The following is a 23,461-nucleotide window of genomic DNA, read 5'->3' on the forward strand; positions in this document are numbered from 1 at the left end:
CCCACGCAACATCCCGTTTTTCAGATGGCCTTTGTGCTATAATCCCACGCTTTCTGACTTCTGCCCGCCGCGCAGCAACCCTTCCGCCGCCGATACCGCCATGCTCGAACATCTGCCCTATTTCCAACAAAACCTTGCCGCCGACCTTGGCCGCGTCAATCAGGTGGTCGAACGCGCGGTACAGTCGGAAGTCGCCCTGATTTCGCAGATAGGCAACTATATCATCGGCGCGGGCGGCAAGCGTTTGCGGCCGATTATCACCATTTTGGCAGGCAAATCGCTGGGCTACGACGACGACAAACTCTACTCCCTCGCCGCGATGGTGGAATTCATCCACACCTCCACCCTGCTGCACGACGATGTGGTCGACGAAAGCGATATGCGGCGCGGCCGCGAAACGGCCAACAACCTGTTCGGCAACGCCGCCGCCGTTTTGGTAGGCGACTTCTTATATACCCGCGCCTTCCAACTGATGGTCGGCTCGGGCAGCATGCGCATCCTCGAAGTCATGGCCGATGCCACCAACATCATTGCCGAAGGCGAAGTAATGCAGCTAATGAATATCGGCAACACCGACATCAGCGAAGAAGAATACGTCCGCGTCATCCAATACAAAACCGCCAAGCTGTTCGAGGCCGCCGCCCAAGTCGGCGCGATACTGGCAGGCGCGACGCCGCAGCAGGAAGCCGCCCTGCGCGACTACGGCATGTATGTCGGTACCGCCTTCCAAATCGTCGACGACATTCTCGACTATTGCGGCGACCCGGCCGAAATCGGCAAAAACGTCGGCGACGACCTGGCCGAAGGCAAACCCACCCTGCCGCTGATTTACCTGATGCGCCAAGGCAGCCCCGAAGCCGCACAGGACGTGCGTGACGCCCTGCAAAACGCCGACCGCAGCCGCTTCGCGCAAATCCATGCCCACGTCGCCACCTCCGACGCGCTCGCCTACGCCGCGCAGCAGGCACGCAAAGCGGTAGACCAAGCCCTCGCCTGCCTGCAAAACCTGCCCGACAACGAAGTAAGCCGCGCCATGCGCCAACTGGCCGAAGAATCATTAGCGCGCGTGTCGTAAGCAACTGTTTTCCAAAATTGATTTTCCACACCTCGCCGTAGTTCAACGGATAGAACGTATGCCTCCTAAGCGTAAAATACAGGTTCGATTCCTGTCGGCGAGGCCAAGTCCAAACGGACGCACTTACGGGGGCGCCCGTTTTCCCGCACCAGGCCGTCTGAAAACGCAGTTTCAACAAAGTCAAAGCATACTTCCAACCAAACCGCCCTACCACCCCGCTTTCAGTCGGCCTTTTCTCCACCGCCGTTTTCCCTTACATTCTCCCTTTCCCAATCCGTCGGAAACACCATGAAAACCCTTATTACCGCCCTCGCCTTGCTACCCGCCCTTGCCGCCGCCGCGCCGTCCTCCTCGCCCAACAACGAAATCACCCGTCCCGCCGATCTCTCCGCCCTTACCGCGCCGCACAGCGGCTACACCTTCCAAACATTAGCCTTCCAAGACCAAAACGGCCGAGCCTACCGCGTTTTCCTCGGCATTCCCGACAGCCCGCCGCCCGCCGCAGGCTATCCCGTCCTCTACGCCCTCGACGGAAACGCCCTGCCCGAATACCTCGCTGCCCCCGCATTGCAGGACTTGTCCGCCAATCCACCCGTGCTGGTGCTGATCGGTTACCCGACCGATCTGCGCTTCGACACCACCCGCCGCGCCTACGACTACACCCCGCCCGACTTGTCCGGCAACAGCCTGCCCGACCAGCTGATGGACGGACGGCGCAACGGCGGCGCGCCCGCCCTGCTCGAACTTATCGACGGCAAAATCCGCCCCGCCGTCGAACGCGCCGCCCATACCGACCCCGCGCGGCAAGCCCTGTGGGGCCACTCCTACGGCGGCCTGTTCGTTCTCTACACCCTGTTCCAACGGCCGCAAACCTTCACCCGCTACATCGCCGCCGACCCCGCCCTGTGGTGGCAAAACGGCCTGATGCTGCGCTACGCCGAACGCGCCGCCGCCAAAGCAGATGCTTATTCCGGCCGCAGCCTGTTGCTGGAGAAAAGCGGCAAAGCACACCACAAACAACCCGCCGACGCCAAACAGGCCGACATGCTGGCCAAACGCGCCGCCGTCATCGCCTCCGTACCCGCCGATGCGGGGGAAAAACTCGTCGCCAAGCTGCGCGGACAAGGGCTGGCCGCCGAATACCGCCATTATCCCGACCTCACCCACGGCGGCCTGCTCGGCATATCCTTCAAGCAAGCCCTACCCGCCGCCGCACGCTGAAACACCCCCGGCCGTCTGAATATATTGGAGCACATACCGCAGATACTTGTTCTTCCGTATAACAAACCATCCGCATAGCAAGCGCTTTACCGCGTTGCACATACAAAAGGCCGTCTGAAAGTTTTAACTTCGTTGAAGCTTCGCTTTCAGACGGCCTCTATTATCGATTCGACGATGGCAGCGGCTGCGGCGCAGCCGTCGCCCGCAGAATGCTGGAATACGAAGAGCTATACAAAAAACGCCTAGAAAAACATAAAAAAATTATTCAAAAACAGGTCGAAATCAATCACGAACAAATCATCCGACATCACGAAATTCAACAATTCTTCCATAACCTTCATCTCGCTTTTATTCATATGCTCTCCTCTCAAGCTTCAGAAAGAGCCTTGTCTGCATTCAACGATACGGTGGTGGCAAATACCTCTATCGAAAAACTGGAAAAAGTTGAATGGATGATGAGTTCGGAAATGCGTAAGGAATATGAAGAAACGCTTCCACTTGTGAAGAACGAAATGAATGCCAGCAAACATGCGTTTTGGCATAAAAATCACCGGAAGAACAAGAAAAATTTGCCAAAATATTTAAACAAAACAAGGTTGTGATTAATGCAATGGCCAAAAATGAAGACGGATGAAATTTCATTCAAAAAATTCTGAAAAGCCATCCCGATAAACGGATTGACCTGAGCAAATTGAAACCCGGACAAACAATTCCTGACCTTTTATATGAACAGCTTGGAGAAGATTCACTGTATGTCATGTTTGATTTGGCTGAAGAGCTCAAAAACAGTAAATCTCTTGATAAATCTAGGGGTGTTGACATTCAAGCCAGCCTTAAAACCGTAGCAGCCAGATAAATGTTGGCAGCAAAAGATTCATCCGTCTTTTCACAACGCATCGCAATCTTTTTAAACTCCTTTATCCGGCAGAAAAAGTTTTCAATCAGATGCCGCCATTTGTATTTCCCACGGTCATAACACCTCTCCGTGTTACGACCTTTGCGTGGGGGGATAACGGGCTCGATACCCTTTTGTGTCAATTCCTTAATCAGCCAGTCTGCATCAAAGGCTTTGTCGGCAAGCAGTGCACCAAAGCTTTTATCCTTAATCAGTGATAGGACGCCGCAAATGTCGTTGCGCTGTCCGGGCAGCAGTATGAAATCACATAAATTGCCCAAAGCATCGGTCAGTGCAGGGATTTTGGTCGTCATCCCGCCTTTGGATCGGCCGATTGCCTGTTTGAGCGTCCCCCTTTTGCGCCCTGACCGTGCCGATGGGTTTTGACGATGGTGCCGTCTATCATGGTGTATTCATAGTCGGCATTTGTGTTCGGATGTGTGAAAATATTTTTGAAAACATCTAATTGCACCCACCGGCGGTAGCGGCGGTAAACGCTGTTCCAGTTGCCGAACTCCTGTGGCAGATCGCGCCACGGACTGCCGGTGCGGACTATCCACAGTACGGCCTCAAGAAACAGGCGGTTGTCTTTGGCGGTTTTACCCGGGTCGGCTTTTTTACCCGGACAAAGCGGTTCGATGGCTGCCCACTGGGCATCGGATAGGGTATGTCTGGTCATATCTGTATGATACTGTGAAAAATTGAATGTCAACAGCCCCTAGTATAGTGAGCCAAAATAGAAAAGATACAAGGCAGCAAGCCGCAGACATTATGGGTAATACGGCAAGGCGCAGCAACGCCGTATATTTTTTATTTTTGCTCACTATATTATTAATTGCTTGCCAGCCGCCGCCCACGCAGGCTACCATGCCGCACATAAACGATACCGATACGACCCGATCCGGAGCCCAAATGGATTCCCCCGCGAACACGCCGTACCGCCGTACCAACAGCAACACCGCTGCCGCCAGCATGGCCTTCATGCTGCGCACAGCGGTGTTTTTGTTTGACGGGTACGGATGCGGAAGAGGCTGCCTGAAAACAGGCGGTGAAGATTGGTAAAGAGCAAAGGAAAGGTTTTCAGGTGGCCTCAAGAAGGGAAAAGTGCCTACCGAAAGGCTACCTGAAAACTAAGAAACTTCAGCGAAGCGAAAACTTAAAAGCCAAGCCTGCAATCAGAAAGCCCCTCCCACACATGCCGAAAACTTTTCAGGTAGCCCTATAGGCAGACCGATTCAAAACCCGGCCAGACAAGCAAAGGACACCATCCTTCATGATTACCACACGCGATGTTCTCTTCATCTATAACCTGTTTCATTGGGGCGGGATAATATTGCTGATCGTAGCCGTAAGTTTTGTCTGTTATCAGATAAACCCCAAACTATTTAATAAAAACCCGCAGTTAATATTTCTGCCCGGGCTGGCTGTAGCCGGGCTGCTTTATGCGGCAGGGCAGGTAGAAAAAATGCAGGAGAGGCGGGAAGCCGAAGCGGAAGAAGCCGCATGGCGCAAACGCTACGATCCCGCCAAAGCCCGCTTCGACCAGCTGTGCCAAAACGCCGGCGAGAAGATTTACCGCACCGCAGACAATGTGGACGGCATCCTGCTGCTGAAAGTGCGCGGGGATGACGAGAAATATCAAGACAGCTTCTACAACCCGCTGAAAGACCAGATGTGGGAGGATGCGGCGGTGGAGAGTGAATTCGAGCGAGAGGAGTATGTTGCCAGCTTTTTGCCATATTTTTCCCGTGCCCATTATGATTATGTTGATGTATTACAAAAAGACGGGTCTATCATCCGCTATAGTGGTGATTGGCATATGTCCGACAAGCCATTTAATCAAGAAATTAACCCGCCTCATCCTGCCCGCTATGCCGTTACCTATGAGAATGATGTTTCTTGGGAAAACCGAAAACATTGGATAGCGGGCACAACTATCAAGATTATCGATACCAAAACTAACACACTGATGGCTGAAAAAACGATGTATGTTTTTGTGCCGGAACTAGGCTATTCTAAATTTGAGCAAAATCCAAATCCTTGGGGCAGAGGGGAAAGATGTCGTCCTAATGAAAATTCCTATGAGCAGAGAACTAGTACATTTGTAAAAAGAGTTTTACTTTCACCATCATTCAAACCGGAGACTAAAAATGACTAATCAACAACAAAATACCAATACTAACCCTGCAACTATTTTAGAATTTGCTAGATTGCAATTGGCAGCAGAAGTTTTGTATGGGTTTAAAAATGCAAAACCAAACTGGAATCAGGCAGGTAAAAATCCAAATATAGGTAATCTATCATTTGAAAATCTAATAACTGATAAATTATTAGAACAAGGAAATGATCATAACAGCAAATTTACCCCAACCGATGCAGCAGAGTTTGCTGAAAACTGGGAGATGGTGGCGCATATTGCCAATACCACAACCGGATTTTCAGCAAGCTTAGCCCGTACGCCGTAGCAAGCGTAGCCTGCATAAGCCAGCATAGCCTGCATTGTAGGGAGTGTCGCCTAAGCGACGCACGCGGTTTCCGAATCCCAAAAGCAGCCTGAAAAACCCAAAAGCCGTCTGAAAACAGCATCAGAAGATTTCAGACGGCCTTTGTTTATTGACGCTGTGCGTCCAGACGGCCTCTAATATTTTTTGCGGTTTTATATTCGGCGTCTGTTTTGCTCCATCAACACTAAGCTTTTTTGGTCTCAGGCATCCGCAAGCAGTTTGCCCCGCAGCGAGAAAGTGAAGGCTTCGGTAATTTCGATATCGACCATTTCGTTAATCAGATCGGGGCTGCCGGTAAAGTTGACAACGCGGTTATTGGCCGTGCGCGCCTGTAATTGGTCAGGGTCTTTTTTCGACACACCTTCAACCAAGCAGCGCTGCACGGTGCCTATCATGGTTTGGTTGATGCGTGCGGTTTCGGCTTCGATAACTTCGTTCAGTGCTTCGAGACGGCGCACTTTTTCTTCATGCGGGGTGGCGTCGTGCAGACTCGCCGCCGGTGTGCCCGGGCGGGGGCTGTAGATAAAGACAAAGCTCAAATCAAAGGCGATGTCTTTTACCAGTTTCAGGGTCTGCTCGAATTCGCGCTCGGTTTCACTAGGAAAGCCGACAATAAAATCGCTGCTCAGGCACAAGTCGGGACGGATGGCGCGCAGTTTGCGGATGATGGATTTGTATTCAAGGGCGGTATAGCCGCGTTTCATGGCCGAAAGGACGCGGTCGGAACCGCTTTGGATCGGCAGGTGCAGATGGGAAACGAGTTTGGGCAGGTCGCGGTAGCATTCGATGATGGCATCGGAAAATTCGCGCGGGTGGCTGGTGGTAAAGCGGATACGCTCGATACCGGGGATTTCATGGACAATGCGCAGCAGGGTGGCGAAATCGCAGATGCCGCCGTCGTCCATCAGGCCACGGTAGGCGTTAACGTTTTGTCCCAACAGGTTGATTTCTTTTATGCCTTGTTGCGCCAAGCCTGCGATTTCGGCGAGCACGTCGGCAAGCGGTCGGGAAAATTCTTCGCCGCGCGTGTAGGGAACGACGCAGAAGGAGCAATACTTGGAGCAGCCTTCCATGATGGAGATAAATGCGGCGCCGCCGTCCACACGGGCGGGGGGAAGATGGTCGAATTTTTCGATTTCGGGAAATGAAATATCGACCTGCGGGCGGCCGGTGTGTTTTTTATCGTCAATCAGCTTGGGCAGGCGGTGTAAAGTTTGCGGGCCGAACACCACATCAACAAAAGGAGCGCGCTTCACAATCGCTTCCCCTTCCTGAGAAGCAACGCAACCGGCCACGCCGATAATCAAATCGGGATTTTTGTCTTTGAGCGGACGAACACGTCCCAAATCGGAAAAAACTTTTTCCTGCGCCTTCTCCCGAACGGAACAGGTGTTAAACAAAATAATGTCCGCCTCATCAGGTTCGGATACTTGCTCGATACCTCCATGCTCTTCTTCCAAAACGGAAAGCATTTTTTCGCTGTCGTATTCGTTCATTTGGCAGCCGAAGGTGCGGATAAAGACTTTTTTCATGGTTTGGTTCTTTCTCAGGTTGCCCGTAATTGCGGGGCTGATTGTTGTAAAAAGCGGCGGATTATAGAGTATTTTCCAAAAAAATAAAATTAAATCACGCAATTACGATTTATAGTGAGTCGAAATAAAAAAGGGTGCTGTACTAGATAAGCCCTAAATTTCACACCACCGGCGCAGCACTTTAAGCTGCTCGGAGGGTGTGCCAAAGTTAAAACGGAACTCGCATTCTTTCAAGAAAAGCGGGAAAAATTTACGGTCGATTCCATTGTATTTGCGCAGTACGCGCTTTGCCTGATTCCAGAAATTTTCAATGCCGTTGATATGGTTTTGTCTGTCGGCAAACAGCTTGCTGTGGTTGATACGGTGGTGGGTAAATCCGCTTACATCCAACACATCATAGCTGCTCAAACAATCCGTATAGACAATACTGTCAGGCATAATTTTCTTTGTTATAACAGGAAATAACGTCTCTCTTTTAGCGTTTTCAACAACCACGGTATAAACCTTGCCGCCGCGTTTGAGAATGCCAAAGACTGCCACCTTTCCTGCCGCACCGCGTCCGCGTTTGCCTTTGCGGTGTCCGCCAAAATAACTCTCGTCCAACTCAATTGAGCCGTCAAAAACCGTATCGGCTTCCAATGAAAGATGATGGCTGATGACTTCGCTAATCTTGCGGTAAAACAGCACTGCCGAATTGGGATGGATGCCCAATAAATCAGCTGCTGAACGGGCAGTAACTTCGAGTACAAAAAACTGAAGCAGTTTATTTTGAATACTCTTTTTTAGTTTACAACGGGTTATCTTCATTTTTGCAGTCTGACATGACTGCTTATCTAGTACAGCCCCTAAAAAAGATACAAGGCAGTAAGCCGAAGACAGTAAAAGTATAGTTAACCAAAAAAAAGTATATAATTCTCTCCCTTAACTCCACACCTTACCCGTTCCCGTTTTATGGCCTACTCTATCGATTTCCGTCAAAAAGCATTAGACCACTACGAACAGCACGGCAACATCAGCCAAACCGCACGCACCTTCCGCATTACCAACCGAACCCTTTACCAATGGATTGCCCTCAAAAAGGAAACAGGTTCGCTGCAACACCGCACCAAAGGCGGCAATTCGGAACGTATCGACAAAGAAGAACTGCGCCGCTATGTGGCAGAACATCCCGATGCCTATCAATACGAAATAGCACAGCACTTGGGCTGCACCGCATCCAATGTCGGCTACCTGCTCAAAACACTCAAGATCACGCGTAAAAAAAGACAACCGTCTACAAAGAACAAGACCTCCAAAAAGTAACCGGCTACCGAAAACAGCTGGAACAATATTCGGAAATGCCAAAGGTTTACTTGGATGAAACGGGTTTTGATACTTTCTATTACCGCCCGTATGCCTATGCCTTGAGGGGACAGATTGTCAAAGCGCGGATTTCCGGCAAACGCTATGAAAGAATGTCATTGGTTGCCGCCCGTGCGGATGGGAAACTGATTGCGCCGATGGTTTACAAAGGCACGATGGAAAGCAGCTTGTTTGAAGCGTGGTTTGGGCAGTTTCTGTTGAAGGAACTTAAAGAGCCTTCGGTCATTATTATGGATAACGCCCGTTTTCACAGGATGACGGTACTGCGTGAAATGGCGCAGAGGGAGGGACATATCATTCTGCCGCTGCCGCCATATTCGCCTGAGTTGAACCCGATAGAAAAGGTGTGGGCGAATATCAAACGGCATCTGAGAAAAGTGATGTCCGGCTGTTTGTCTTTTGAGCAGGCTTTGTTGGATATTTTTTGTTTTGTTTGACTATAGTACGGGGCAGATTTTCTTGGCATTTCCAATGCCGTAGAAAACCACCCTCTTCGAGCTAAGGCACAGCAACGCTATAGATTGTTTATTTTGACTCACTGTATTGCCATCCACAGGTAGGATTCAAAACAGTAACCGTCGTGCGGATAAATATTCAAATAACAAACCCGGGTACATAACTGAAGTTATGTACCCGGGTTTGTTATCGTTTGTATTAGGGCGTGTTGACAATCAACACGCCCTAATGTCTGATCCAATTATTAGCCTTAGCCAAATAGCGCTCTTGCACCTTATAGCCAACTATTTGAAGCCTATATTTTTCTTAGTTCAATAGGTTTATTTCTGGCTAATCATATTTGAATAAGCGTACCTCGCTATTTTCTCTGCTTCAATTCTTCACGTTCTTTCAGCGTCAAAATCCAAACTTCCTTCACCTGTCCCTGCCGATCAAAAAATACTCCCACAGGTTGCCCCACATGAGCCGGCAACTTGTTTTTGGTAATAAACCGATTATACGTATCTTTAATCCGAATACTGCCCAAAGTTTCTGTTTCAGTTCTGTTGTTATCAACAATCCCCAAAGTTAGGATTTGTGTCCACGTCCACCCGTCACCTGCCAGCACGACATTCGGATAATCAACCTTTTTCAGCACAGCCAAACGTATATCCTTCGGCAAAAATCTACCGGCCAAAGCTATTTGTGAGCTGAGCAATAACGCACATACTAATAAAATTGTTTTTTTCATAGGATTACCCGTTTTGTTAAATCATAGGGAAGGAATTATAGCCAATTTCTCCATCAGCATGCTGAAAGTTTATATGATATGCAATGAATTCATAGAAAATAAAACCGATCCCAAAGGATCGGTTTTTCTCACTTATTCAGCGGCCGTTTCTGCTTTGTCCACCAACTCAATCAGAGCAAGCGGAGCATTATCACCCTTACGGAAACCGTATTTCAAAATACGCAAGTATCCGCCATTACGGTTGGCAAATCTTGAACCCAAATCATCAAATAATTTAACTACAACGTCTCGATCGCGGGTACGGTCGAATGCCAAGCGACGATTAGCTAAAGACGGTTTCTTACCTAAAGTAATCAGCGGCTCTACTACACGGCGTAGCTCTTTTGCTTTCGGCAAAGTCGTCACAATAGTTTCATGGGTAAGCAACGAATTAGCCATGTTGCGCAACATAGCAGCACGGTGGCTGCTAGTACGATTTAATTTACGGTTTCCATTACGATGACGCATGTCATTTTCCTTTAATATTTAAACTTACGGCTTTTCTAAGCCCACAGGAGGCCAAGAGTCGAGTTTTGATCCCAATGTCAAACCTTTTGAAGCCAATACCTCTTTAATTTCATTCAAAGATTTTCTACCCAAATTTGGCGTTTTCAACAATTCTGTTTCAGTCCGTTGAATCAAATCACCAATATAATAGATATCCTCTGCCTTCAAACAATTTGCCGAACGTACTGTCAGCTCCAAATCATCAACTGGGCGCAACAATATGGGATCAATCGGAGGAGTTTTTTCCTCAACTTCCTCCATAGCAGTACCCTGCAAATCAGCAAAAATCGACATCTGATCAATGAGGATACGTGCTGCACTGCGAACAGCCTCTTCAGGCTCTAAGGAGCCATCCGTTTCAATATCTAAAATTAAACGATCCAGATCGGTTCTCTGTTCAACTCGCGCAGATTCAACTTCGAAACTAACTCGGCTAATAGGTGAAAAACTAGCATCCAAGTAAATAGCTCCGATGCTGTTATCGCCTCGAACTGCGCGAAGACCAGAGGCAGGTTGATAACCACGACCCCGTTCCACTTTGATTTCCATTTCAATACTGCCATTATCAGCCAAATGACAGATCACATGATCAGGATTGATAATTTGGACATCATGAGGCAACTCAATATCACGAGCTAAAACTGCACCTACTCCTGATTTTTTTAACTTTAAGCGAACCTCATCACGCCCATACAACCTGAAAACAACACCCTTAATATTCAACAATATATCAACAACATCTTCTTGGATACCGTCTAATGTTGAATATTCGTGCAGCACACCTGCAATAGAAACCTCTGTCGGAGCAAACCCGTCCATGGATGACAGTAAGACACGGCGCAAAGCATTACCAAGAGTATGACCAAAACCACGCTCAAAGGGCTGCATAGATACTCTTGCTCTCGTTGCCGAAATAGTATCCACATCAATATGCCGTGGTTTTAAGAATTCGGAAGTGCTATTTTGCATTAAACTGTCCCTCATTAGGCTAGCTTCTATTTAGAATAAAACTCTACTACTAGCTGCTCATTAATATCACTAGTCAACTCAGAACGATCTGGCCTAGTTTTAAAAATACCTTCCATCTTTGCTGTATCTACAGATACCCAATTTGGAAAACCTATTTGCCCAGCCAAATTTAAAGCTTCTTGAATTCGAACCTGTTTCTTTGCTTTCTCTCGAATAGAAACTATATCACCAGCGCGTACTTGGTATGAAGGGATATTAACAAGTTGTCCATTTACAACAACTGCTTTATGGGAAACAAGTTGACGCGCCTCAGCTCTAGTTGAGCCAAAACCCATTCTGTAAACAACATTATCTAAACGAGATTCCAATAATTGGAGCAGCAGCTCACCAGTAGAACCTCTTTGACGATCTGCTTCGGCAAAATAACGTCTAAATTGGCGCTCCAAAACCCCATACATACGACGAATTTTCTGTTTCTCGCGCAGTTGCAAACCATAACCCGACAGCCGCGGTTTTTTTGCACCATGCTGACCCGGAATAGTATCAATTTTACATTTCGATTCTAGCGAACGACGTGCACTTTTTAAAAATAAATCAGTACCTTCTCTGCGAGAAAGCTTACATTTAGGGCCTATATAACGTGCCATATCTTAAATAACTCCAAATATTAAATTCTGCGTTTCTTCGGTGGACGACAACCATTATGCGGTAAAGGTGTCACATCCGTTATACTAGTAATTTTAAAACCAAGAGCATTAAGGGCACGAACAGAAGACTCACGGCCAGGGCCAGGACCTTTAATACGAACCTCTAAATTTTTTACGCCATACTCTTGTGCAATCTTACCAGCAGATTCAGCGGCAACCTGAGCTGCAAAAGGAGTACTTTTACGAGATCCCTTAAAACCTGCTCCACCAGAAGTTGCCCAAGATAACGCATTTCCTTGGCGATCCGTAATAGTAATAATGGTATTATTAAAAGAGGCATGAACATGAACAATGCCTTCATTAACAGTCTTACGTATTTTTCTACGTACTCTTGCTGCTGTATTTGCTTTAGCCATTAAATAAAGTCCTTAAAAATTACTTCTTACCTGCAATTGCTTTACGCGGCCCTTTTCGAGTACGGGCATTTGTTTTAGTCCGTTGTCCCCTACAAGGTAATCCGCGACGATGTCGAAAACCACGGTAACACCCCATATCCATTAATCGTTTAATAGACATTGTTACTTCACGGCGCAAATCACCCTCAACCTCATACTTAGCAACCTGCTCCCTCAAAGATTCCAGTTGAGCCTCATCAAGATCTTTGACTTTAATATCAAACGATACACCAGCTGCTTCACAAATTGACTTAGCACGAGTAGCGCCAATACCATAAATTGCTTGCAAACCAATCACAATATGTGCGTTATTAGGGATGTTAACCCCTGCTATACGAGCCATAAATATTCCTTTATCTATAAGATTTTTTTAAATTAAATCTTAAATTTAAACCTATCCTTGGCGTTGTTTATGCCTTGGATCAGTACAAATAACACGAACCACTCGATTGCGCCGAATAATTTTACAATTCCGGCAAATTTTTTTAACAGAAGGCTGTACGCGCATTTTTGTTTCCTTTAAATAAATTACCTAGCCCTAAATACGATACGTGCACGGGATAAATCATAAGGCGTAAGTTCGACAGTCACCTTATCTCCTGGAGAAATACGGATATAATGCATACGCATTTTTCCTGAAATATATCCCAAAACCACATGCCCATTCTCCAACTTTACTTTAAAAGTAGCATTTGGGAGTGTTTCTAAAATCTCCCCCTGCATTTGTATTGTATCTTCTTTTGCCATTTCATTTACCAACTATTAATTCAAATTCTTTGTACGATTTATCAGATTCTCATACTGCTGAACCATTCCATATGAAAATACTTGAACATTAAAATCCATTGTTACAACAACAAGAATCAGAAGTGATGTACCACCTAACGCAAATGAAATATTAAAAAAAGATATAAAAAACTCAGGAATTAAACAGACTGTCGTAATATAAATTGCTCCCCACAATGTCAATCTATTTACCACAGATTCAAGATAAAATGCCGTCTGAGCACCAGGACGAATCCCTGGAACAAATGCACCACCTTTTTTCAAATTTTCAGCCATTTCTTTAGGACTAAATACTAAAGCAGTATAAAAATAACAGAAAAAGATTACAGCTGATGCAAATAGCGCTATATATCCAATAGTACCATGTTGAAAACTCAAAGCAAATTTCTGAAGTTCAGAATGATTATTTCCCAACCAATTAACTATAGTAGCAGGAAAAAGAATGACACTTGAAGCAAAAATAGGAGGTATCACACCAGCCATATTTAGCTTAAATGGTAAGTAAGCTCCTTTTCCCCCATCTAGAATTTGTCTTCTAGCATAATGGATAGGAACTTTTCTTAATGCAGATTCAAAAAATACAACTATATATATCAATAAAATAGCTGCAAATAGAATAAACAAAACCGAAAGTAACTTACCAGAAACGATCATACTCCATAATTGACTTAGTCCTGACGGAATGCCGGCACAAATACCTGCTGTAATAATTAACGAGATCCCATTCCCGATTCCACGCTCTGTAATTTGTTCTCCTAACCACATCAGGAACATAGTGCCAGTTACCAAACAGATTAGAGTCAACAAATAAAACTCAACCTGAGAAATAACAACTACTCCCTGCTGAAAAACAAACGTTGCAGCCACAGCTCCTTGAAAAAGAGCAAGAATAACAGCAGCAAATCTCGTATACCTTGTAATTTGCCTTCGTCCTAAATCTCCTTCTTTTTTCAAAGCTTTCAAAGAAGGTAGAATTTCCGAGGCCAACTGCACAATAATAGAAGCAGAAATATAGGGCATAATTCCAATGGCAAAAATACTAAATCTCTCTAACGAACCACCAGAAAATACATTTAGCATACCCAAAATTCCATTGCCCTGATCTTTATAAACTTCTGCAAGAGCAGAGGTATTCACTCCAGGTACTGGAATATGTGCACCAATTCTAAAGACTATTAAAGCCGCTAATAGAAACAGCAATCTATTTTTTAATTCAACAGATTTAAATAGTCTCAAAATTAGCTGTCTATTTACCACTATGCTATCCTATTCTACCCGTCCACCAACAGCTTCAATAGCTTGTTTGGCACCTATCGTTGCTTTTAAGCCTTTAACTATTACAGGCTTTTTAATTAAACCATTTGCAATGATCTTTACACTCTGCACATGAGAAGAAATTATTCCAATTCTCTTCAGAAAGAGCAAATCAACCTGCTCAACATCAAGTGATTGCAATAAACTCAAAGAAATTTGCTCGGTCAGTTTAGCAGATAGTGATTTAAAACCACGCTTTGGCAAACGCCGTTGTAATGGCATCTGACCACCCTCAAAACCTATTTTATGAAATCCTCCAGATCTACTTTTTTGACCCTTATGACCTCGACCAGCTGTTTTGCCTAATCCACTACCAATACCTCGACCTACTCGTCGTTTTGCATGAGTAGACCCTAATACAGGACGTATCGAATTTAAATACATTTAATACTCCACTTTTAAAAGATAACTAATCTTATTAATCATTCCAATATTCTCAGGTGTATTTAAAACTTCAACACTATGATGCCTATGTCGGAGTCCCAAACCTTTAGCACATGCACGATGTGTAGATATTGTACCAATTAAACTTTTTATTAATGTTACTTTTATTTTTCTAACTTCAGCCATTATTACTTAACCTCCAAAAAGTCTTCCACAGATAAACCTCTTTTAGCAGCAATCTCTGACGGAGTATACAACTTCTCCAAACCATTAAAGGTGGCCCGAACAATATTATATGGATTTGTAGAGCCATGAACTTTAGCTGAAATATTATGTATTCCCAGTGCATCAAATATCAAACGCATCGGACCACCAGCCTTTACGCCGCTACCATCTTTAGCAGGCTGCATAAAAACACGAGTAGCTCCATGCTTACCAATAACCTCATGATAAATAGTACCATTTTTAATAGGTACTCTTATCATTGAGCGACGAGCCTGATCCATAGCTTTTTGAACAGCGACAGGGACTTCCTTGGATTTACCTTTACCCATTCCAATTCTGCCATCTCCATCTCCAACCACTGTTAAGGCAGAAAAAGCCATGATTCGACCACCTTTAACCACTTTAGTGACACGATTCACAGAAATCATCTTTTCTATAAGACCATCACCACGATCTTCTATTTCATGTTTTGCCATATCTTTAGATATCTCCAACTTATATCATATTTAAAAAGCTAAGCCATATTGACGCGCCGCCTCAGCCAGAGCTTTAATACGACCATGATATTGAAACCCAGAACGATCAAAGGCAACTCGGTCGATACCAATCAACTTTGCTTTCTCTGCAATACGCTTCCCAACCACAGTCGCCGCTGCAATATTTCCAGTAGATTCTAACTGATTTCTGACATCAGCTTCTAAAGTGGAAGCTGATGCCAATACACAGCTGCCATCATTACTGATTATTTGAGCATAAATATGCTCATTAGTCCGTAATACACATAAACGTACCATTCCTAACTCAGAAATACGGATACGCGTCTTTCTTGCGCGACGAAGTCTAGCTATATTCTTATTCATTTTAGATCCTTATTTCTTTTTTGCCTCTTTCATAACTACAACTTCACCAGCGTAGCGAACACCCTTCCCTTTATAAGGTTCTGGGGAACGAAAAGCTCGTATTTCAGATGCCACCTGACCAACAGCCTGCTTATCAGCACCAAATAATACTATTTCTGTTTGTGATGGGGTTTGCACTGTTACTCCGCTAGGCATTTGATATACAACGGGATGCGAGAAACCCAATGATAAATTTAGGATGTTACCCTGTGCTTGCGCTCTGTAACCCACACCGATTAGTTGAAGCCTTCTCTCAAATCCATCAGCAACACCCTTAACCATATTGGCTACCAAAGCACGAATAGTTCCAGATAGCGAATTTGCTTCTCTACTATCATCATTAGGAACAATAAGAAGCTGGCTATCAGAAAATACAACAGCCACTTTACGAGGCAAAGGTAAAGTCAATTGACCATTTTTACCTTTAACCAGCAAAACCTCTGCCTCAATCTTTACGTCAACCCCAGAAGGAACAAATACTGGGTTTTTTGCTATACGCGACATCTTTCTTAACCTCCTAAGCCACTACACATAATAGCTCGCCACCAACACCTTCCGATCGAGCCTTTCTATCGGTCATAACACCTTTAGAGGTACTTAAAATAGCAATTCCCAAACCATTCATCACAGTAGGAATAGCAGCAGATGGCTTATAGACTCGTAAACCAGGTCGAGAAACTCGTTTTATTTGCTCAATAACAGGACGGCCTAGATAGTACTTTAATTCGATTGTCAATAAAGGCTTATTATCAGCAGAAACGATAAAACTTTCAATGTATCCCTCATCCTTTAAAACTGAAGCTATCGCTTTTTTTAGTTTGGATGATGGCATTTCTACAACTGCCTTCCCCGCGCGCTGCGCATTACGAATACGCGTCAGCATATCTGAAATAGGATCATGCATACTCATTTTAATGTCTCCATTACCAGCTAGCTTTTATTACACCAGGAATTTCACCACGCATGGCAATTTCACGAATTTTTATACGACCCAAACCAAACTTGCGGAATGTTCCACGGGGCCGACCAGTTAACGCACAACGCCGCCTTTGGCGAACGGGTAATGCATTTCTAGGTATACTTTGTAATTTCAAACGTGCCTCAAATCGCTCAGCATCTGTTGCAGTTGCATCATTGATAATGGAAAAAATAGCAGCGCGCTTTTTCTCATACCGCTTGGCAAGAGCGAGTCTTTTTACTTCTCTATTAATAAGAGCTTTCTTAGCCATAATTATCCCTTAAATGGAAATTTGAACAATGCCAGCAATGCTTTGGCCTCTTCATCTGTTTTAGCAGAAGTGGTAATAGTGATATTAAGACCCCTTATGGCATCAATTTTGTCATACTCTATCTCTGGAAATATGATTTGCTCACGAACTCCCATATTGTAATTACCACGACCGTCAAAAGATTTATTACTTACACCACGAAAATCTCTAACACGAGGCAAGGCTATAGTAATTAAGCGATCTAAAAACTCAAACATTCTTTCACGGCGCAGAGTTACTTTACATCCAACTGGGTAATTATCTCGAATCTTAAACCCTGCAATGGATTTACGAGCTACCGTAACAACAGGCTTTTGCCCAGAAATTTTCTCCAAATCGGAAACAGCGTGCTCCATAACCTTCTTATCAGCAACAGCTTCCCCAACTCCCATATTCAAAGTAATTTTTTCAATACGAGGAACCTCCATGACAGTTTTGTAGCCAAACTGCCTAACCAACTCAGGCACCACAACATTATTATAAAAATCTTTTAAACGAGCCATTATTAATCCTCTAAAGTATTAACCGCAACACCGCTAGATTTAAATACCCGAATACGCTGCACTACTCCATTCTCATTTTTAAGAACTTTAATACCGACGCGATCAGCTTTATTTGTGCTCGGATTTAAAATGGCAACATTAGATATATCTAGCGATAAATTCTTAACAACGATACCACCCTCAATACCTCTAGAAGGATTAGGCTTTATATGCCTCTTCACAAGATTGATACCATCTACCGCAATTCTTGACCCTTTAACATAAGATACTACACCAATCTTACCCTTATCTTTGCCAGCAAGAATGATGACACGGTCGCCTTTAATAATTTTATTCACGCACAATTCCTTTACAGAACTTCGGGAGCCAAAGAAACAATTTTCATAAATCTCTCAGTACGCAACTCTCGCGTAACTGGTCCAAAAATACGTGTTCCCATAGGCTCAAGCTTATTATTTAATAATACAGCCGCATTATTATCAAATTTTATTAACGCGCCATCAGCTCGACGAACACCTTTTGCGACTCGAACTACAACAGCATTATAAACATCACCCTTCTTAACGCGACCGCGCGGAGTTGCATCTTTCACAGCAACTTTAATAACATCACCAACACTTGCGTAGCGCCGTTTTGACCCGCCCAACACTTTAATACACATCACACGGCGAGCACCAGAATTATCAGCCACGTCCAAGACTGTCTGCATCTGAATCATATTTTTACCTTTTTCTAAAATCCAACTTAACTTACTATTTTTAAATTCTCAACATTGAAAATAATTACTTAATTCGAATTTAAAATTTAAAACCAATAGAAGGTATGAGTAAATCAGTTTTGGCCCCGAAGGGAAGAAACTTTCACGAAAAGAAAGCTAAAAACGAAGTTTACAGATTTTTTTATCAAACTGCAAGCTTCGTTTTGTCTAAAAATTTTATAAACTAAACAGTACGTGCCTTTTCAATAAGTTCAGTCACTATCCATGCTTTCGTCTTGGAAATAGGTTTACTTTCCTCAATAAGCACAATATCACCAATACCATACTGATTGGCCTCATCGTGAGCATGGATTTTAGTTGAGCGACGGATAACCTTCCCATACAAAGGATGCTTAACTTTACGCTCAATAAGTACAGTAACTGTTTTATCCATCTTGTCACTAATCACCTTACCTTGCAAGACACGGATATTTTTTACGTGATCCATTATTTCACACCCTTTTCAGCCAAGACGGTTTTAATACGAGCAATATCGCGACGAGTTTTTTTTAACTCACTTGACTTACTTAACTGCCCTGTAGCATTTTGCATACGCAAACCAAATTGAGATTTCAACAAATCAAACATATGATTACGTAATTGCTCAACAGATTGATCTCTTAATTCACTAGCTTTCATTATTTACCTACCTGCTTAATTACGAATACTGTCGGAATAGGTAATTTGGCAGCAGCCAATGCAAATGCCTCCCTTGCCAACGATTCAGCAACCCCATCCATTTCATAAAGTATTTTACCAGGTTTAATTTCTGCTACGTAATATTCAACAGAGCCCTTACCACCACCCATACGTACTTGGATAGGTTTCGCGGTAATCGGTTTATCAGGAAATACTCGAATCCAAATGCGGCCACCACGCTTAATATGACGAGTCATTGCACGACGGGCAGCCTCAATTTGCCGGGCAGTTAATCGCCCGCGACTCACAGATTTCAAACCAAAATCTCCAAAGCTTACCGAATTGCCACGCGTAGCAATACCAGTATTCCTGCCTTTATGTTGCTTACGATATTTCAGTCTAGTTGGTTGCAGCATTTTTACCTGCCTTTCTGCGTTTACTTTCCGATTCAGATTTTACCTGAGCTGACTCCTTGCTCTCACCTGTATAAACCCAAACCTTCAGACCAATCACGCCGTAGGTCGTATGAGCTTCACTAGTAGCATAATCGACATTGGCACGCAAAGTATGCAATGGAACTCGCCCTTCACGATACCACTCGCTTCGTGCGATATCCGCACCATTAAGTCGACCCGAAGTCATAATTTTGATACCTTTTGCCCCAACTCGCATAGCATTTTGCATTGCACGTTTCATAGCACGGCGAAATTGAACACGCTTTTCCAACTGCTGTGCAATACCATCAGCAATAATTTGTGCATCCAATTCAGGCTTACGGATCTCTTCAATATTAACATGAACCGGCACACCCAAAAGATTTTGCAAATTGCGTTTTAATATTTCAATATCTTCGCCTTTACGACCAATAACCATACCAGGTCGGGCAGAGAAAATTGTTACGCGAGCAGATTTTGCAGGGCGTTCAATAACGATGCGTCCAACAGAGGCATTTGCCAACCGTTTCTGCAAATATTCCCGAACATCAATATCCTGTTTCAAAACAGTCGGAAACTCACTATTTTTAGCAAACCATTTTGAAGACCAGTTTTTATTTACCGCCAAGCGAAAGCCAGTCGGATGAATCTTTTGTCCCATAGCTTTTCCTTAGTTTCCCACTGTCAGATTGATGTGACAGGTCTGCTTTTCGATACGGTTACCTCGCCCCTTTGCACGAGCCTGAAATCGTTTCAATGACGCCGCCTTATCCACATATACAGTGACAACTTTTAAATCATCAATATCCGCACCTTCGTTATGCTCTGCATTGGCAATAGCTGATTCCAATACTTTCTTGACCAATTCCGCCCCCTTTTTGGGACTGAACGCCAAAATATTTAACGCTTGTGCGACATCTTTACCACGAATTAAGTCTACTACCAATCTGACTTTCTGCGCAGACATTCGTGCATTTTTATGACTTGCTGATACTCTCATGATTCACCTTATTTCTTTTTAGCCTTTTTATCGGCCAAATGGCCTTTAAAGGTACGGGTCAATGAGAATTCACCTAACTTATGACCAACCATGTTATCACTAATAAAAACAGGAACGTGGGTTCGACCGTTATGAACCGCAATAGTGAGGCCGATAAAGTCAGGCAAAATAGTGGATCGACGCGACCATGTTTTGATAGGACGCTTATCGTTGCTTGCACGAGCCGCATCCACTTTTTTTAGCAAATGCAGGTCTACATATGGACCTTTTTTCAATGAACGAGCCATATCAATTAACCTTTATTTGAGTAACGGCGACGGACAATCATATTATCCGTACGTTTATTATTACGAGTACGATAACCTTTAGCTGGTGTACCCCATGGACTTACCGGTTCACGGGCTTCACCAGTTCGACCTTCACCACCACCATGGGGGTGATCAACGGGGTTCATTACAACACCACGAACGGTAGGACGGATACCACGCCAACGATTTGCGCCAGCTTTACCGATTTTCTGAAGACTTTGTTCTTCATTACCGACTTCGCCAATAGTTGCACGGCAATCAACATGAATTTTACGCACCTCGCCCGAACGCAAACGAACTTGGGCATAAATACCTTCTTTAGCCAATACAACAGCAGACGCGCCTGCAGAACGGGCAATCTGCGCACCTTTACCGGGCTTCATTTCGATGCAGTGTACGGTAGTACCTACCGGAATATTGCGGATGGGCAAAGTATTACCTGTTTTAATTGCCGCTTCTGCACCAGACAGCAGCACCGCACCGGCTTGAATACCTCTCGGAGCAATGATGTATCGACGTTCACCATCTGCATAACAAAGTAAGGCGATGTGGGCTGTACGGTTAGGATCGTACTCGATACGTTCCACTTTTGCAGGAATACCGTCTTTATTCCGTTTAAAATCTACTACACGGTAATGATGTTTGTGACCGCCACCTTTATGGCGCGTAGTAATATGGCCGTTATTATTACGACCCGCGGTAGAGTTTTTCTTTTCAAGAAGCGCAGCGTACGGCGCACCTTTATGCAAACCTTCTGTGGTAACGCGAACCATGCCGCGACGACCCGCAGAGGTAGGCTTCATTTTTACAATAGCCATTCCACTTATTCCTTATCTGCAGCTGCAGCGGCGGATTCAAGGTCAAGTTCTTGACCCTCAACCAAGCTTACATAAGCTTTTTTAACGTCGCTGCGACGACCTACCGTACGGCCAAACCGTTTGGTTTTGCCTTTGGTTGTAACAGTAGTAACCGACGCAATCTGCACACCAAACAATAACTCAACAGCAGCTTTGATTTCCTGCTTAGTCGCACTAGGCAATACTTTAAAAGTCATTTGGTTGCGTTTCTCAGCCAGCATATTGCTCTTTTCAGAAACAACGGGAGCCAAAATTACTTTCGTCAAACGCTCTTGATTCATACCCATTGCTCCTCCAGTTGCTGAACGGCAGCCTTAGTAATCACTACTTTTTTGTAGCGCAACAGGCTGTAAGGATCGATCTGCTGTGCTTCCAAAACCAATACATTGGGCAAATTGCGCGAAGACAGGTACAGATTTTCATCGAGTTGTTTGGTAACGAACAACACTTGTTCCAAACCAAGATTTTTTACCTGTTCTGCGAATGCTTTCGTTTTGGGAGTTTCAGCAGACAATTCGTCAATAACAAACAAACGCTCATCACGCACCAATTGAGACAGGATAGAGGCCATGCCTGCACGGTACATTTTACGGTTTACTTTTTGGGTAAAGTTTTCATCGGGCTTGTTCGGAAACGCACGACCGCCGCTTCTCCACAGAGGAGAAGAAGTCATACCAGAGCGTGCACGACCGGTGCCTTTTTGACGCCACGGTTTTTTGGTGGAATGTTTCACCTCGGCACGAGTCAGCTGCGCACGGTTACCGGAACGGGCATTAGCCAAATAGGCGGTAACCAGCTGATGAACCAAAGCCTCATTGTATTCGCGCGCAAACAAAGCATCAGAAGCGGACAAACTACCTGCAACCTGACCTTGCGCATTAATTACTTTTAATTCCATTACGCACCTACTTTCACGCTGGGACGCACAATCACATCGCTGTTTACCGCACCGGGAACGGCACCTTTAATCAACAGCAGATTACGCTCGGCGTCGACACGGACGATTTGCAGATTCTGAACTGTAGAGCGGGTATTGCCGTACTGACCGGCCATGCGCTGACCGGGGAATACGCGGCCGGGATCCTGTGCCATACCGATGGAACCGGGAACACGGTGGGAGCGCGAGTTACCATGGGAAGTACGCTGGGAATCAAAGTTGTGGCGTTTGATGGTACCAGAGAAACCTTTACCTTTGGAGGTACCGGTAACATCCACCAACTGACCTGCCTCAAACAAAGCGACGGTTACTTCGCCGCCGGCTTGCAACTCGGCCAGCTTTTCGGCAGAAACGGCAAACTCAACCAAACCGCGACCCGCTTCCACACCTGCTTTCGCAAAGTGGCCGGCTTCGGCTTTGCTGACACGGTTTGCCTTTTTCTGACCGAAGGTAACCTGAACGGCGGTATAGCCGTCGGTATCTTCGGATTTCAGTTGAGTGACGCGGTTCGGAGTCATTTCCAGCACGGTTACCGGAACAGAAGCACCCTGTTCGTCGAACACGCGGGTCATGCCGACCTTGCGTCCAACCAGACCTAAAGTCATGATTATTTTCCTTAAATTAAAGGGGTCAGCTGCGATTGGCCGACCATTTGGACAAAAATAAAACCTTGGCGAAAAAGGCCAAGGCGCGCACTATACTATATTAGCGGCTGTATTTTCAAGGAAAAAATCATGTTTTCCGCCATTGTGAAGCAA

Annotated in this window: 37 protein-coding genes, 1 tRNA gene and 1 pseudogene; 7 read left to right on the forward strand and 32 right to left on the reverse strand. The window is 45.0% G+C overall.

Translation table 11 applies throughout. The features are described from left to right. The first annotated feature begins 100 nt into the window (after window positions 1–100). The 4 genes from ACG2K1_RS11240 to ACG2K1_RS11255 all read left to right on the forward strand — a co-directional run bounded on the left by ACG2K1_RS11240 (window position 101) and on the right by ACG2K1_RS11255 (window position 2,898). Entirely contained in the window at window positions 101–1,075 is a 975-nt protein-coding gene (locus ACG2K1_RS11240; RefSeq protein WP_009426975.1) for a polyprenyl synthetase family protein, read from the forward strand. Between the two features lie 31 nt (window positions 1,076–1,106). Continuing rightward, window positions 1,107–1,181, forward strand: a tRNA-Arg gene (locus ACG2K1_RS11245). A 182-nt stretch (window positions 1,182–1,363) separates the two neighbouring features. Then, window positions 1,364–2,296, forward strand: a complete 933-nt coding sequence (locus tag ACG2K1_RS11250; protein ID WP_009426974.1) for an alpha/beta hydrolase — start codon at window positions 1,364–1,366, stop codon at window positions 2,294–2,296. Window positions 2,297–2,505: 209 nt separating this feature from the next. Next, a complete protein-coding gene (locus tag ACG2K1_RS11255; RefSeq protein WP_402837573.1) occupies window positions 2,506–2,898 on the forward strand; it encodes a hypothetical protein in 393 nt (130 codons plus the stop codon). Between the two features lie 220 nt (window positions 2,899–3,118). Here ACG2K1_RS11255 and ACG2K1_RS11260 read toward each other — a convergent pair. Beyond that, a protein-coding gene (locus ACG2K1_RS11260) for an IS5 family transposase (RefSeq protein ID WP_402839176.1) occupies window positions 3,119–3,870 on the reverse strand; the annotation gives its coding sequence in 2 pieces (ribosomal slippage) (window positions 3,119–3,534 and window positions 3,534–3,870; 753 coding nt in all). 594 nt (window positions 3,871–4,464) lie between these two features. On the opposite strand from ACG2K1_RS11260, the gene ACG2K1_RS11265 reads away from it, so the two are divergent. Both ACG2K1_RS11265 and ACG2K1_RS11270 read left to right on the forward strand, forming a co-directional pair. Continuing rightward, complete coding sequence (locus ACG2K1_RS11265; RefSeq protein ID WP_395429621.1) at window positions 4,465–5,349, forward strand: hypothetical protein; 885 nt, start codon at window positions 4,465–4,467, stop codon at window positions 5,347–5,349. After that, the gene (locus tag ACG2K1_RS11270; RefSeq protein WP_395429616.1) at window positions 5,342–5,656 is read left to right on the forward strand and encodes a hypothetical protein; all 315 of its coding nucleotides are present in this window, start codon (window positions 5,342–5,344) and stop codon (window positions 5,654–5,656) included. The genes ACG2K1_RS11265 and ACG2K1_RS11270 overlap by 8 nt, the downstream gene beginning before the upstream one ends. Before the next feature lie 239 nt (window positions 5,657–5,895). Here ACG2K1_RS11270 and miaB read toward each other — a convergent pair whose 3' ends face one another. Further along, window positions 5,896–7,227 (reverse strand): tRNA (N6-isopentenyl adenosine(37)-C2)-methylthiotransferase MiaB, encoded by a 1,332-nt coding sequence (gene miaB, locus ACG2K1_RS11275; protein ID WP_395429617.1) that lies wholly within the window; start codon window positions 7,225–7,227, stop codon window positions 5,896–5,898. A 153-nt stretch (window positions 7,228–7,380) separates the two neighbouring features. Further along, on the reverse strand, window positions 7,381–8,034 hold the full coding sequence (locus ACG2K1_RS11280; protein WP_402837578.1) for an IS1595 family transposase: 654 nt from the start codon (window positions 8,032–8,034) through the stop codon (window positions 7,381–7,383). Window positions 8,035–8,178: 144 nt separating this feature from the next. On the opposite strand from ACG2K1_RS11280, the pseudogene ACG2K1_RS11285 reads away from it, so the two are divergent. Beyond that, a pseudogene (locus tag ACG2K1_RS11285) lies at window positions 8,179–9,026 on the forward strand (IS630 family transposase). A gap of 377 nt (window positions 9,027–9,403) precedes the next feature. On the opposite strand, the gene ACG2K1_RS11290 reads toward ACG2K1_RS11285, so the two are convergent. The 29 genes from ACG2K1_RS11290 to rplC form a co-directional block, all read right to left on the reverse strand. Then, the gene (locus tag ACG2K1_RS11290; protein WP_395429082.1) at window positions 9,404–9,775 is read right to left on the reverse strand and encodes a hypothetical protein; all 372 of its coding nucleotides are present in this window, start codon (window positions 9,773–9,775) and stop codon (window positions 9,404–9,406) included. 132 nt (window positions 9,776–9,907) lie between these two features. Beyond that, window positions 9,908–10,282: a 50S ribosomal protein L17 gene (rplQ, locus tag ACG2K1_RS11295; RefSeq protein WP_395429081.1), complete on the reverse strand. Its 375-nt coding sequence runs from the start codon at window positions 10,280–10,282 to the stop codon at window positions 9,908–9,910. 24 nt (window positions 10,283–10,306) lie between these two features. Continuing rightward, window positions 10,307–11,290 carry a DNA-directed RNA polymerase subunit alpha gene (locus ACG2K1_RS11300; protein ID WP_395429080.1) on the reverse strand — a complete coding sequence of 328 codons (984 nt, stop codon included), beginning with the start codon at window positions 11,288–11,290 and terminating at the stop codon, window positions 10,307–10,309. A 26-nt stretch (window positions 11,291–11,316) separates the two neighbouring features. Then, complete coding sequence (gene rpsD / locus ACG2K1_RS11305; protein ID WP_036496071.1) at window positions 11,317–11,937, reverse strand: 30S ribosomal protein S4; 621 nt, start codon at window positions 11,935–11,937, stop codon at window positions 11,317–11,319. A 20-nt stretch (window positions 11,938–11,957) separates the two neighbouring features. After that, complete coding sequence (rpsK, locus tag ACG2K1_RS11310) at window positions 11,958–12,353, reverse strand: 30S ribosomal protein S11 (protein ID WP_009426098.1); 396 nt, start codon at window positions 12,351–12,353, stop codon at window positions 11,958–11,960. 19 nt (window positions 12,354–12,372) lie between these two features. Beyond that, window positions 12,373–12,735, reverse strand: coding sequence for a 30S ribosomal protein S13 (rpsM, locus tag ACG2K1_RS11315; RefSeq protein ID WP_009426097.1), 363 nt, complete (start codon window positions 12,733–12,735; stop codon window positions 12,373–12,375). 51 nt (window positions 12,736–12,786) lie between these two features. Further along, the gene (gene rpmJ, locus ACG2K1_RS11320; protein ID WP_003697674.1) at window positions 12,787–12,900 is read right to left on the reverse strand and encodes a 50S ribosomal protein L36; all 114 of its coding nucleotides are present in this window, start codon (window positions 12,898–12,900) and stop codon (window positions 12,787–12,789) included. Between the two features lie 20 nt (window positions 12,901–12,920). Continuing rightward, window positions 12,921–13,139 carry a translation initiation factor IF-1 gene (gene infA, locus ACG2K1_RS11325; RefSeq protein ID WP_083479444.1) on the reverse strand — a complete coding sequence of 73 codons (219 nt, stop codon included), beginning with the start codon at window positions 13,137–13,139 and terminating at the stop codon, window positions 12,921–12,923. 15 nt (window positions 13,140–13,154) lie between these two features. Further along, window positions 13,155–14,435 carry a preprotein translocase subunit SecY gene (secY, locus tag ACG2K1_RS11330; protein ID WP_395429079.1) on the reverse strand — a complete coding sequence of 427 codons (1,281 nt, stop codon included), beginning with the start codon at window positions 14,433–14,435 and terminating at the stop codon, window positions 13,155–13,157. 9 nt (window positions 14,436–14,444) lie between these two features. Then, window positions 14,445–14,876 (reverse strand): 50S ribosomal protein L15, encoded by a 432-nt coding sequence (rplO, locus tag ACG2K1_RS11335; protein ID WP_395429078.1) that lies wholly within the window; start codon window positions 14,874–14,876, stop codon window positions 14,445–14,447. Continuing rightward, window positions 14,877–15,062: a 50S ribosomal protein L30 gene (rpmD, locus tag ACG2K1_RS11340; protein ID WP_083479442.1), complete on the reverse strand. Its 186-nt coding sequence runs from the start codon at window positions 15,060–15,062 to the stop codon at window positions 14,877–14,879. Window positions 15,063–15,064: 2 nt separating this feature from the next. Continuing rightward, window positions 15,065–15,577 (reverse strand): 30S ribosomal protein S5, encoded by a 513-nt coding sequence (gene rpsE / locus ACG2K1_RS11345; protein ID WP_009426094.1) that lies wholly within the window; start codon window positions 15,575–15,577, stop codon window positions 15,065–15,067. A 30-nt stretch (window positions 15,578–15,607) separates the two neighbouring features. Next, window positions 15,608–15,961 carry a 50S ribosomal protein L18 gene (gene rplR, locus ACG2K1_RS11350; protein ID WP_395429077.1) on the reverse strand — a complete coding sequence of 118 codons (354 nt, stop codon included), beginning with the start codon at window positions 15,959–15,961 and terminating at the stop codon, window positions 15,608–15,610. A gap of 9 nt (window positions 15,962–15,970) precedes the next feature. Further along, window positions 15,971–16,504: a 50S ribosomal protein L6 gene (gene rplF / locus ACG2K1_RS11355; RefSeq protein WP_395429076.1), complete on the reverse strand. Its 534-nt coding sequence runs from the start codon at window positions 16,502–16,504 to the stop codon at window positions 15,971–15,973. 13 nt (window positions 16,505–16,517) lie between these two features. Beyond that, window positions 16,518–16,910 carry a 30S ribosomal protein S8 gene (gene rpsH / locus ACG2K1_RS11360; RefSeq protein WP_009426092.1) on the reverse strand — a complete coding sequence of 131 codons (393 nt, stop codon included), beginning with the start codon at window positions 16,908–16,910 and terminating at the stop codon, window positions 16,518–16,520. 13 nt (window positions 16,911–16,923) lie between these two features. After that, the gene (gene rpsN, locus ACG2K1_RS11365; RefSeq protein ID WP_083479441.1) at window positions 16,924–17,229 is read right to left on the reverse strand and encodes a 30S ribosomal protein S14; all 306 of its coding nucleotides are present in this window, start codon (window positions 17,227–17,229) and stop codon (window positions 16,924–16,926) included. A gap of 2 nt (window positions 17,230–17,231) precedes the next feature. Continuing rightward, a complete protein-coding gene (gene rplE / locus ACG2K1_RS11370; protein WP_395429075.1) occupies window positions 17,232–17,771 on the reverse strand; it encodes a 50S ribosomal protein L5 in 540 nt (179 codons plus the stop codon). A gap of 2 nt (window positions 17,772–17,773) precedes the next feature. Continuing rightward, complete coding sequence (gene rplX / locus ACG2K1_RS11375; protein ID WP_009426090.1) at window positions 17,774–18,109, reverse strand: 50S ribosomal protein L24; 336 nt, start codon at window positions 18,107–18,109, stop codon at window positions 17,774–17,776. Window positions 18,110–18,120: 11 nt separating this feature from the next. Continuing rightward, the gene (gene rplN / locus ACG2K1_RS11380) at window positions 18,121–18,489 is read right to left on the reverse strand and encodes a 50S ribosomal protein L14 (protein WP_009426089.1); all 369 of its coding nucleotides are present in this window, start codon (window positions 18,487–18,489) and stop codon (window positions 18,121–18,123) included. A gap of 223 nt (window positions 18,490–18,712) precedes the next feature. After that, entirely contained in the window at window positions 18,713–18,976 is a 264-nt protein-coding gene (gene rpsQ, locus ACG2K1_RS11385; protein WP_395429074.1) for a 30S ribosomal protein S17, read from the reverse strand. Beyond that, window positions 18,976–19,167, reverse strand: coding sequence for a 50S ribosomal protein L29 (gene rpmC / locus ACG2K1_RS11390; RefSeq protein WP_009426087.1), 192 nt, complete (start codon window positions 19,165–19,167; stop codon window positions 18,976–18,978). The genes rpsQ and rpmC overlap by 1 nt, the downstream gene beginning before the upstream one ends. Then, on the reverse strand, window positions 19,167–19,583 hold the full coding sequence (rplP, locus tag ACG2K1_RS11395) for a 50S ribosomal protein L16 (RefSeq protein WP_036496059.1): 417 nt from the start codon (window positions 19,581–19,583) through the stop codon (window positions 19,167–19,169). Before rplP ends, rpmC begins: the two co-directional genes overlap by 1 nt. Beyond that, window positions 19,567–20,262 (reverse strand): 30S ribosomal protein S3, encoded by a 696-nt coding sequence (gene rpsC / locus ACG2K1_RS11400; protein WP_395429073.1) that lies wholly within the window; start codon window positions 20,260–20,262, stop codon window positions 19,567–19,569. Before rpsC ends, rplP begins: the two co-directional genes overlap by 17 nt. A 9-nt stretch (window positions 20,263–20,271) precedes the next feature. Further along, a complete protein-coding gene (gene rplV / locus ACG2K1_RS11405) occupies window positions 20,272–20,601 on the reverse strand; it encodes a 50S ribosomal protein L22 (RefSeq protein ID WP_036496057.1) in 330 nt (109 codons plus the stop codon). Between the two features lie 8 nt (window positions 20,602–20,609). Further along, complete coding sequence (gene rpsS / locus ACG2K1_RS11410; protein WP_002215422.1) at window positions 20,610–20,888, reverse strand: 30S ribosomal protein S19; 279 nt, start codon at window positions 20,886–20,888, stop codon at window positions 20,610–20,612. 5 nt (window positions 20,889–20,893) lie between these two features. Further along, complete coding sequence (gene rplB / locus ACG2K1_RS11415) at window positions 20,894–21,727, reverse strand: 50S ribosomal protein L2 (protein ID WP_009426083.1); 834 nt, start codon at window positions 21,725–21,727, stop codon at window positions 20,894–20,896. Window positions 21,728–21,732: 5 nt separating this feature from the next. Beyond that, window positions 21,733–22,047 (reverse strand): 50S ribosomal protein L23, encoded by a 315-nt coding sequence (gene rplW / locus ACG2K1_RS11420; protein ID WP_198142885.1) that lies wholly within the window; start codon window positions 22,045–22,047, stop codon window positions 21,733–21,735. After that, the gene (gene rplD, locus ACG2K1_RS11425; protein ID WP_009426081.1) at window positions 22,044–22,664 is read right to left on the reverse strand and encodes a 50S ribosomal protein L4; all 621 of its coding nucleotides are present in this window, start codon (window positions 22,662–22,664) and stop codon (window positions 22,044–22,046) included. The genes rplW and rplD overlap by 4 nt, the downstream gene beginning before the upstream one ends. Continuing rightward, window positions 22,664–23,308 (reverse strand): 50S ribosomal protein L3, encoded by a 645-nt coding sequence (gene rplC, locus ACG2K1_RS11430; RefSeq protein ID WP_009426080.1) that lies wholly within the window; start codon window positions 23,306–23,308, stop codon window positions 22,664–22,666. The genes rplD and rplC overlap by 1 nt, the downstream gene beginning before the upstream one ends. Between the last annotated feature and the right edge of the window lie 153 nt (window positions 23,309–23,461).

This window comes from Neisseria sp. 23W00296, from assembly GCF_044772855.1.
In the GTDB taxonomy this organism is placed as follows: Bacteria; Pseudomonadota; Gammaproteobacteria; order Burkholderiales; family Neisseriaceae; genus Neisseria.

What these genes read in the sequence shown, in the direction of transcription:
- ACG2K1_RS11240 (WP_009426975.1), top strand. Translation starts at nt 101, where the DNA reads ATGCTCGAACATCTGCCCTATTTCCAACAAAACCTTGCCGCCGACCTT.
- ACG2K1_RS11250 (WP_009426974.1), top strand. Translation starts at nt 1,364, where the DNA reads ATGAAAACCCTTATTACCGCCCTCGCCTTGCTACCCGCCCTTGCCGCC.
- ACG2K1_RS11255 (WP_402837573.1), top strand. Translation starts at nt 2,506, where the DNA reads ATGCTGGAATACGAAGAGCTATACAAAAAACGCCTAGAAAAACATAAA.
- ACG2K1_RS11265 (WP_395429621.1), top strand. Translation starts at nt 4,465, where the DNA reads ATGATTACCACACGCGATGTTCTCTTCATCTATAACCTGTTTCATTGG.
- ACG2K1_RS11270 (WP_395429616.1), top strand. Translation starts at nt 5,342, where the DNA reads ATGACTAATCAACAACAAAATACCAATACTAACCCTGCAACTATTTTA.
- miaB (WP_395429617.1), bottom strand. Translation starts at nt 7,227, where the DNA reads ATGAAAAAAGTCTTTATCCGCACCTTCGGCTGCCAAATGAACGAATAC.
- ACG2K1_RS11280 (WP_402837578.1), bottom strand. Translation starts at nt 8,034, where the DNA reads ATGAAGATAACCCGTTGTAAACTAAAAAAGAGTATTCAAAATAAACTG.
- ACG2K1_RS11290 (WP_395429082.1), bottom strand. Translation starts at nt 9,775, where the DNA reads ATGAAAAAAACAATTTTATTAGTATGTGCGTTATTGCTCAGCTCACAA.
- rplQ (WP_395429081.1), bottom strand. Translation starts at nt 10,282, where the DNA reads ATGCGTCATCGTAATGGAAACCGTAAATTAAATCGTACTAGCAGCCAC.
- ACG2K1_RS11300 (WP_395429080.1), bottom strand. Translation starts at nt 11,290, where the DNA reads ATGCAAAATAGCACTTCCGAATTCTTAAAACCACGGCATATTGATGTG.
- rpsD (WP_036496071.1), bottom strand. Translation starts at nt 11,937, where the DNA reads ATGGCACGTTATATAGGCCCTAAATGTAAGCTTTCTCGCAGAGAAGGT.
- rpsK (WP_009426098.1), bottom strand. Translation starts at nt 12,353, where the DNA reads ATGGCTAAAGCAAATACAGCAGCAAGAGTACGTAGAAAAATACGTAAG.
- rpsM (WP_009426097.1), bottom strand. Translation starts at nt 12,735, where the DNA reads ATGGCTCGTATAGCAGGGGTTAACATCCCTAATAACGCACATATTGTG.
- rpmJ (WP_003697674.1), bottom strand. Translation starts at nt 12,900, where the DNA reads ATGCGCGTACAGCCTTCTGTTAAAAAAATTTGCCGGAATTGTAAAATT.
- infA (WP_083479444.1), bottom strand. Translation starts at nt 13,139, where the DNA reads ATGGCAAAAGAAGATACAATACAAATGCAGGGGGAGATTTTAGAAACA.
- rplO (WP_395429078.1), bottom strand. Translation starts at nt 14,876, where the DNA reads ATGTATTTAAATTCGATACGTCCTGTATTAGGGTCTACTCATGCAAAA.
- rpmD (WP_083479442.1), bottom strand. Translation starts at nt 15,062, where the DNA reads ATGGCTGAAGTTAGAAAAATAAAAGTAACATTAATAAAAAGTTTAATT.
- rpsE (WP_009426094.1), bottom strand. Translation starts at nt 15,577, where the DNA reads ATGGCAAAACATGAAATAGAAGATCGTGGTGATGGTCTTATAGAAAAG.
- rplR (WP_395429077.1), bottom strand. Translation starts at nt 15,961, where the DNA reads ATGAATAAGAATATAGCTAGACTTCGTCGCGCAAGAAAGACGCGTATC.
- rplF (WP_395429076.1), bottom strand. Translation starts at nt 16,504, where the DNA reads ATGTCGCGTATAGCAAAAAACCCAGTATTTGTTCCTTCTGGGGTTGAC.
- rpsH (WP_009426092.1), bottom strand. Translation starts at nt 16,910, where the DNA reads ATGAGTATGCATGATCCTATTTCAGATATGCTGACGCGTATTCGTAAT.
- rpsN (WP_083479441.1), bottom strand. Translation starts at nt 17,229, where the DNA reads ATGGCTAAGAAAGCTCTTATTAATAGAGAAGTAAAAAGACTCGCTCTT.
- rplE (WP_395429075.1), bottom strand. Translation starts at nt 17,771, where the DNA reads ATGGCTCGTTTAAAAGATTTTTATAATAATGTTGTGGTGCCTGAGTTG.
- rplN (WP_009426089.1), bottom strand. Translation starts at nt 18,489, where the DNA reads ATGATTCAGATGCAGACAGTCTTGGACGTGGCTGATAATTCTGGTGCT.
- rpsQ (WP_395429074.1), bottom strand. Translation starts at nt 18,976, where the DNA reads ATGGATCACGTAAAAAATATCCGTGTCTTGCAAGGTAAGGTGATTAGT.
- rpmC (WP_009426087.1), bottom strand. Translation starts at nt 19,167, where the DNA reads ATGAAAGCTAGTGAATTAAGAGATCAATCTGTTGAGCAATTACGTAAT.
- rplP (WP_036496059.1), bottom strand. Translation starts at nt 19,583, where the DNA reads ATGCTGCAACCAACTAGACTGAAATATCGTAAGCAACATAAAGGCAGG.
- rpsC (WP_395429073.1), bottom strand. Translation starts at nt 20,262, where the DNA reads ATGGGACAAAAGATTCATCCGACTGGCTTTCGCTTGGCGGTAAATAAA.
- rplV (WP_036496057.1), bottom strand. Translation starts at nt 20,601, where the DNA reads ATGAGAGTATCAGCAAGTCATAAAAATGCACGAATGTCTGCGCAGAAA.
- rpsS (WP_002215422.1), bottom strand. Translation starts at nt 20,888, where the DNA reads ATGGCTCGTTCATTGAAAAAAGGTCCATATGTAGACCTGCATTTGCTA.
- rplB (WP_009426083.1), bottom strand. Translation starts at nt 21,727, where the DNA reads ATGGCTATTGTAAAAATGAAGCCTACCTCTGCGGGTCGTCGCGGCATG.
- rplW (WP_198142885.1), bottom strand. Translation starts at nt 22,047, where the DNA reads ATGAATCAAGAGCGTTTGACGAAAGTAATTTTGGCTCCCGTTGTTTCT.
- rplD (WP_009426081.1), bottom strand. Translation starts at nt 22,664, where the DNA reads ATGGAATTAAAAGTAATTAATGCGCAAGGTCAGGTTGCAGGTAGTTTG.
- rplC (WP_009426080.1), bottom strand. Translation starts at nt 23,308, where the DNA reads ATGACTTTAGGTCTGGTTGGACGCAAGGTCGGCATGACCCGCGTGTTC.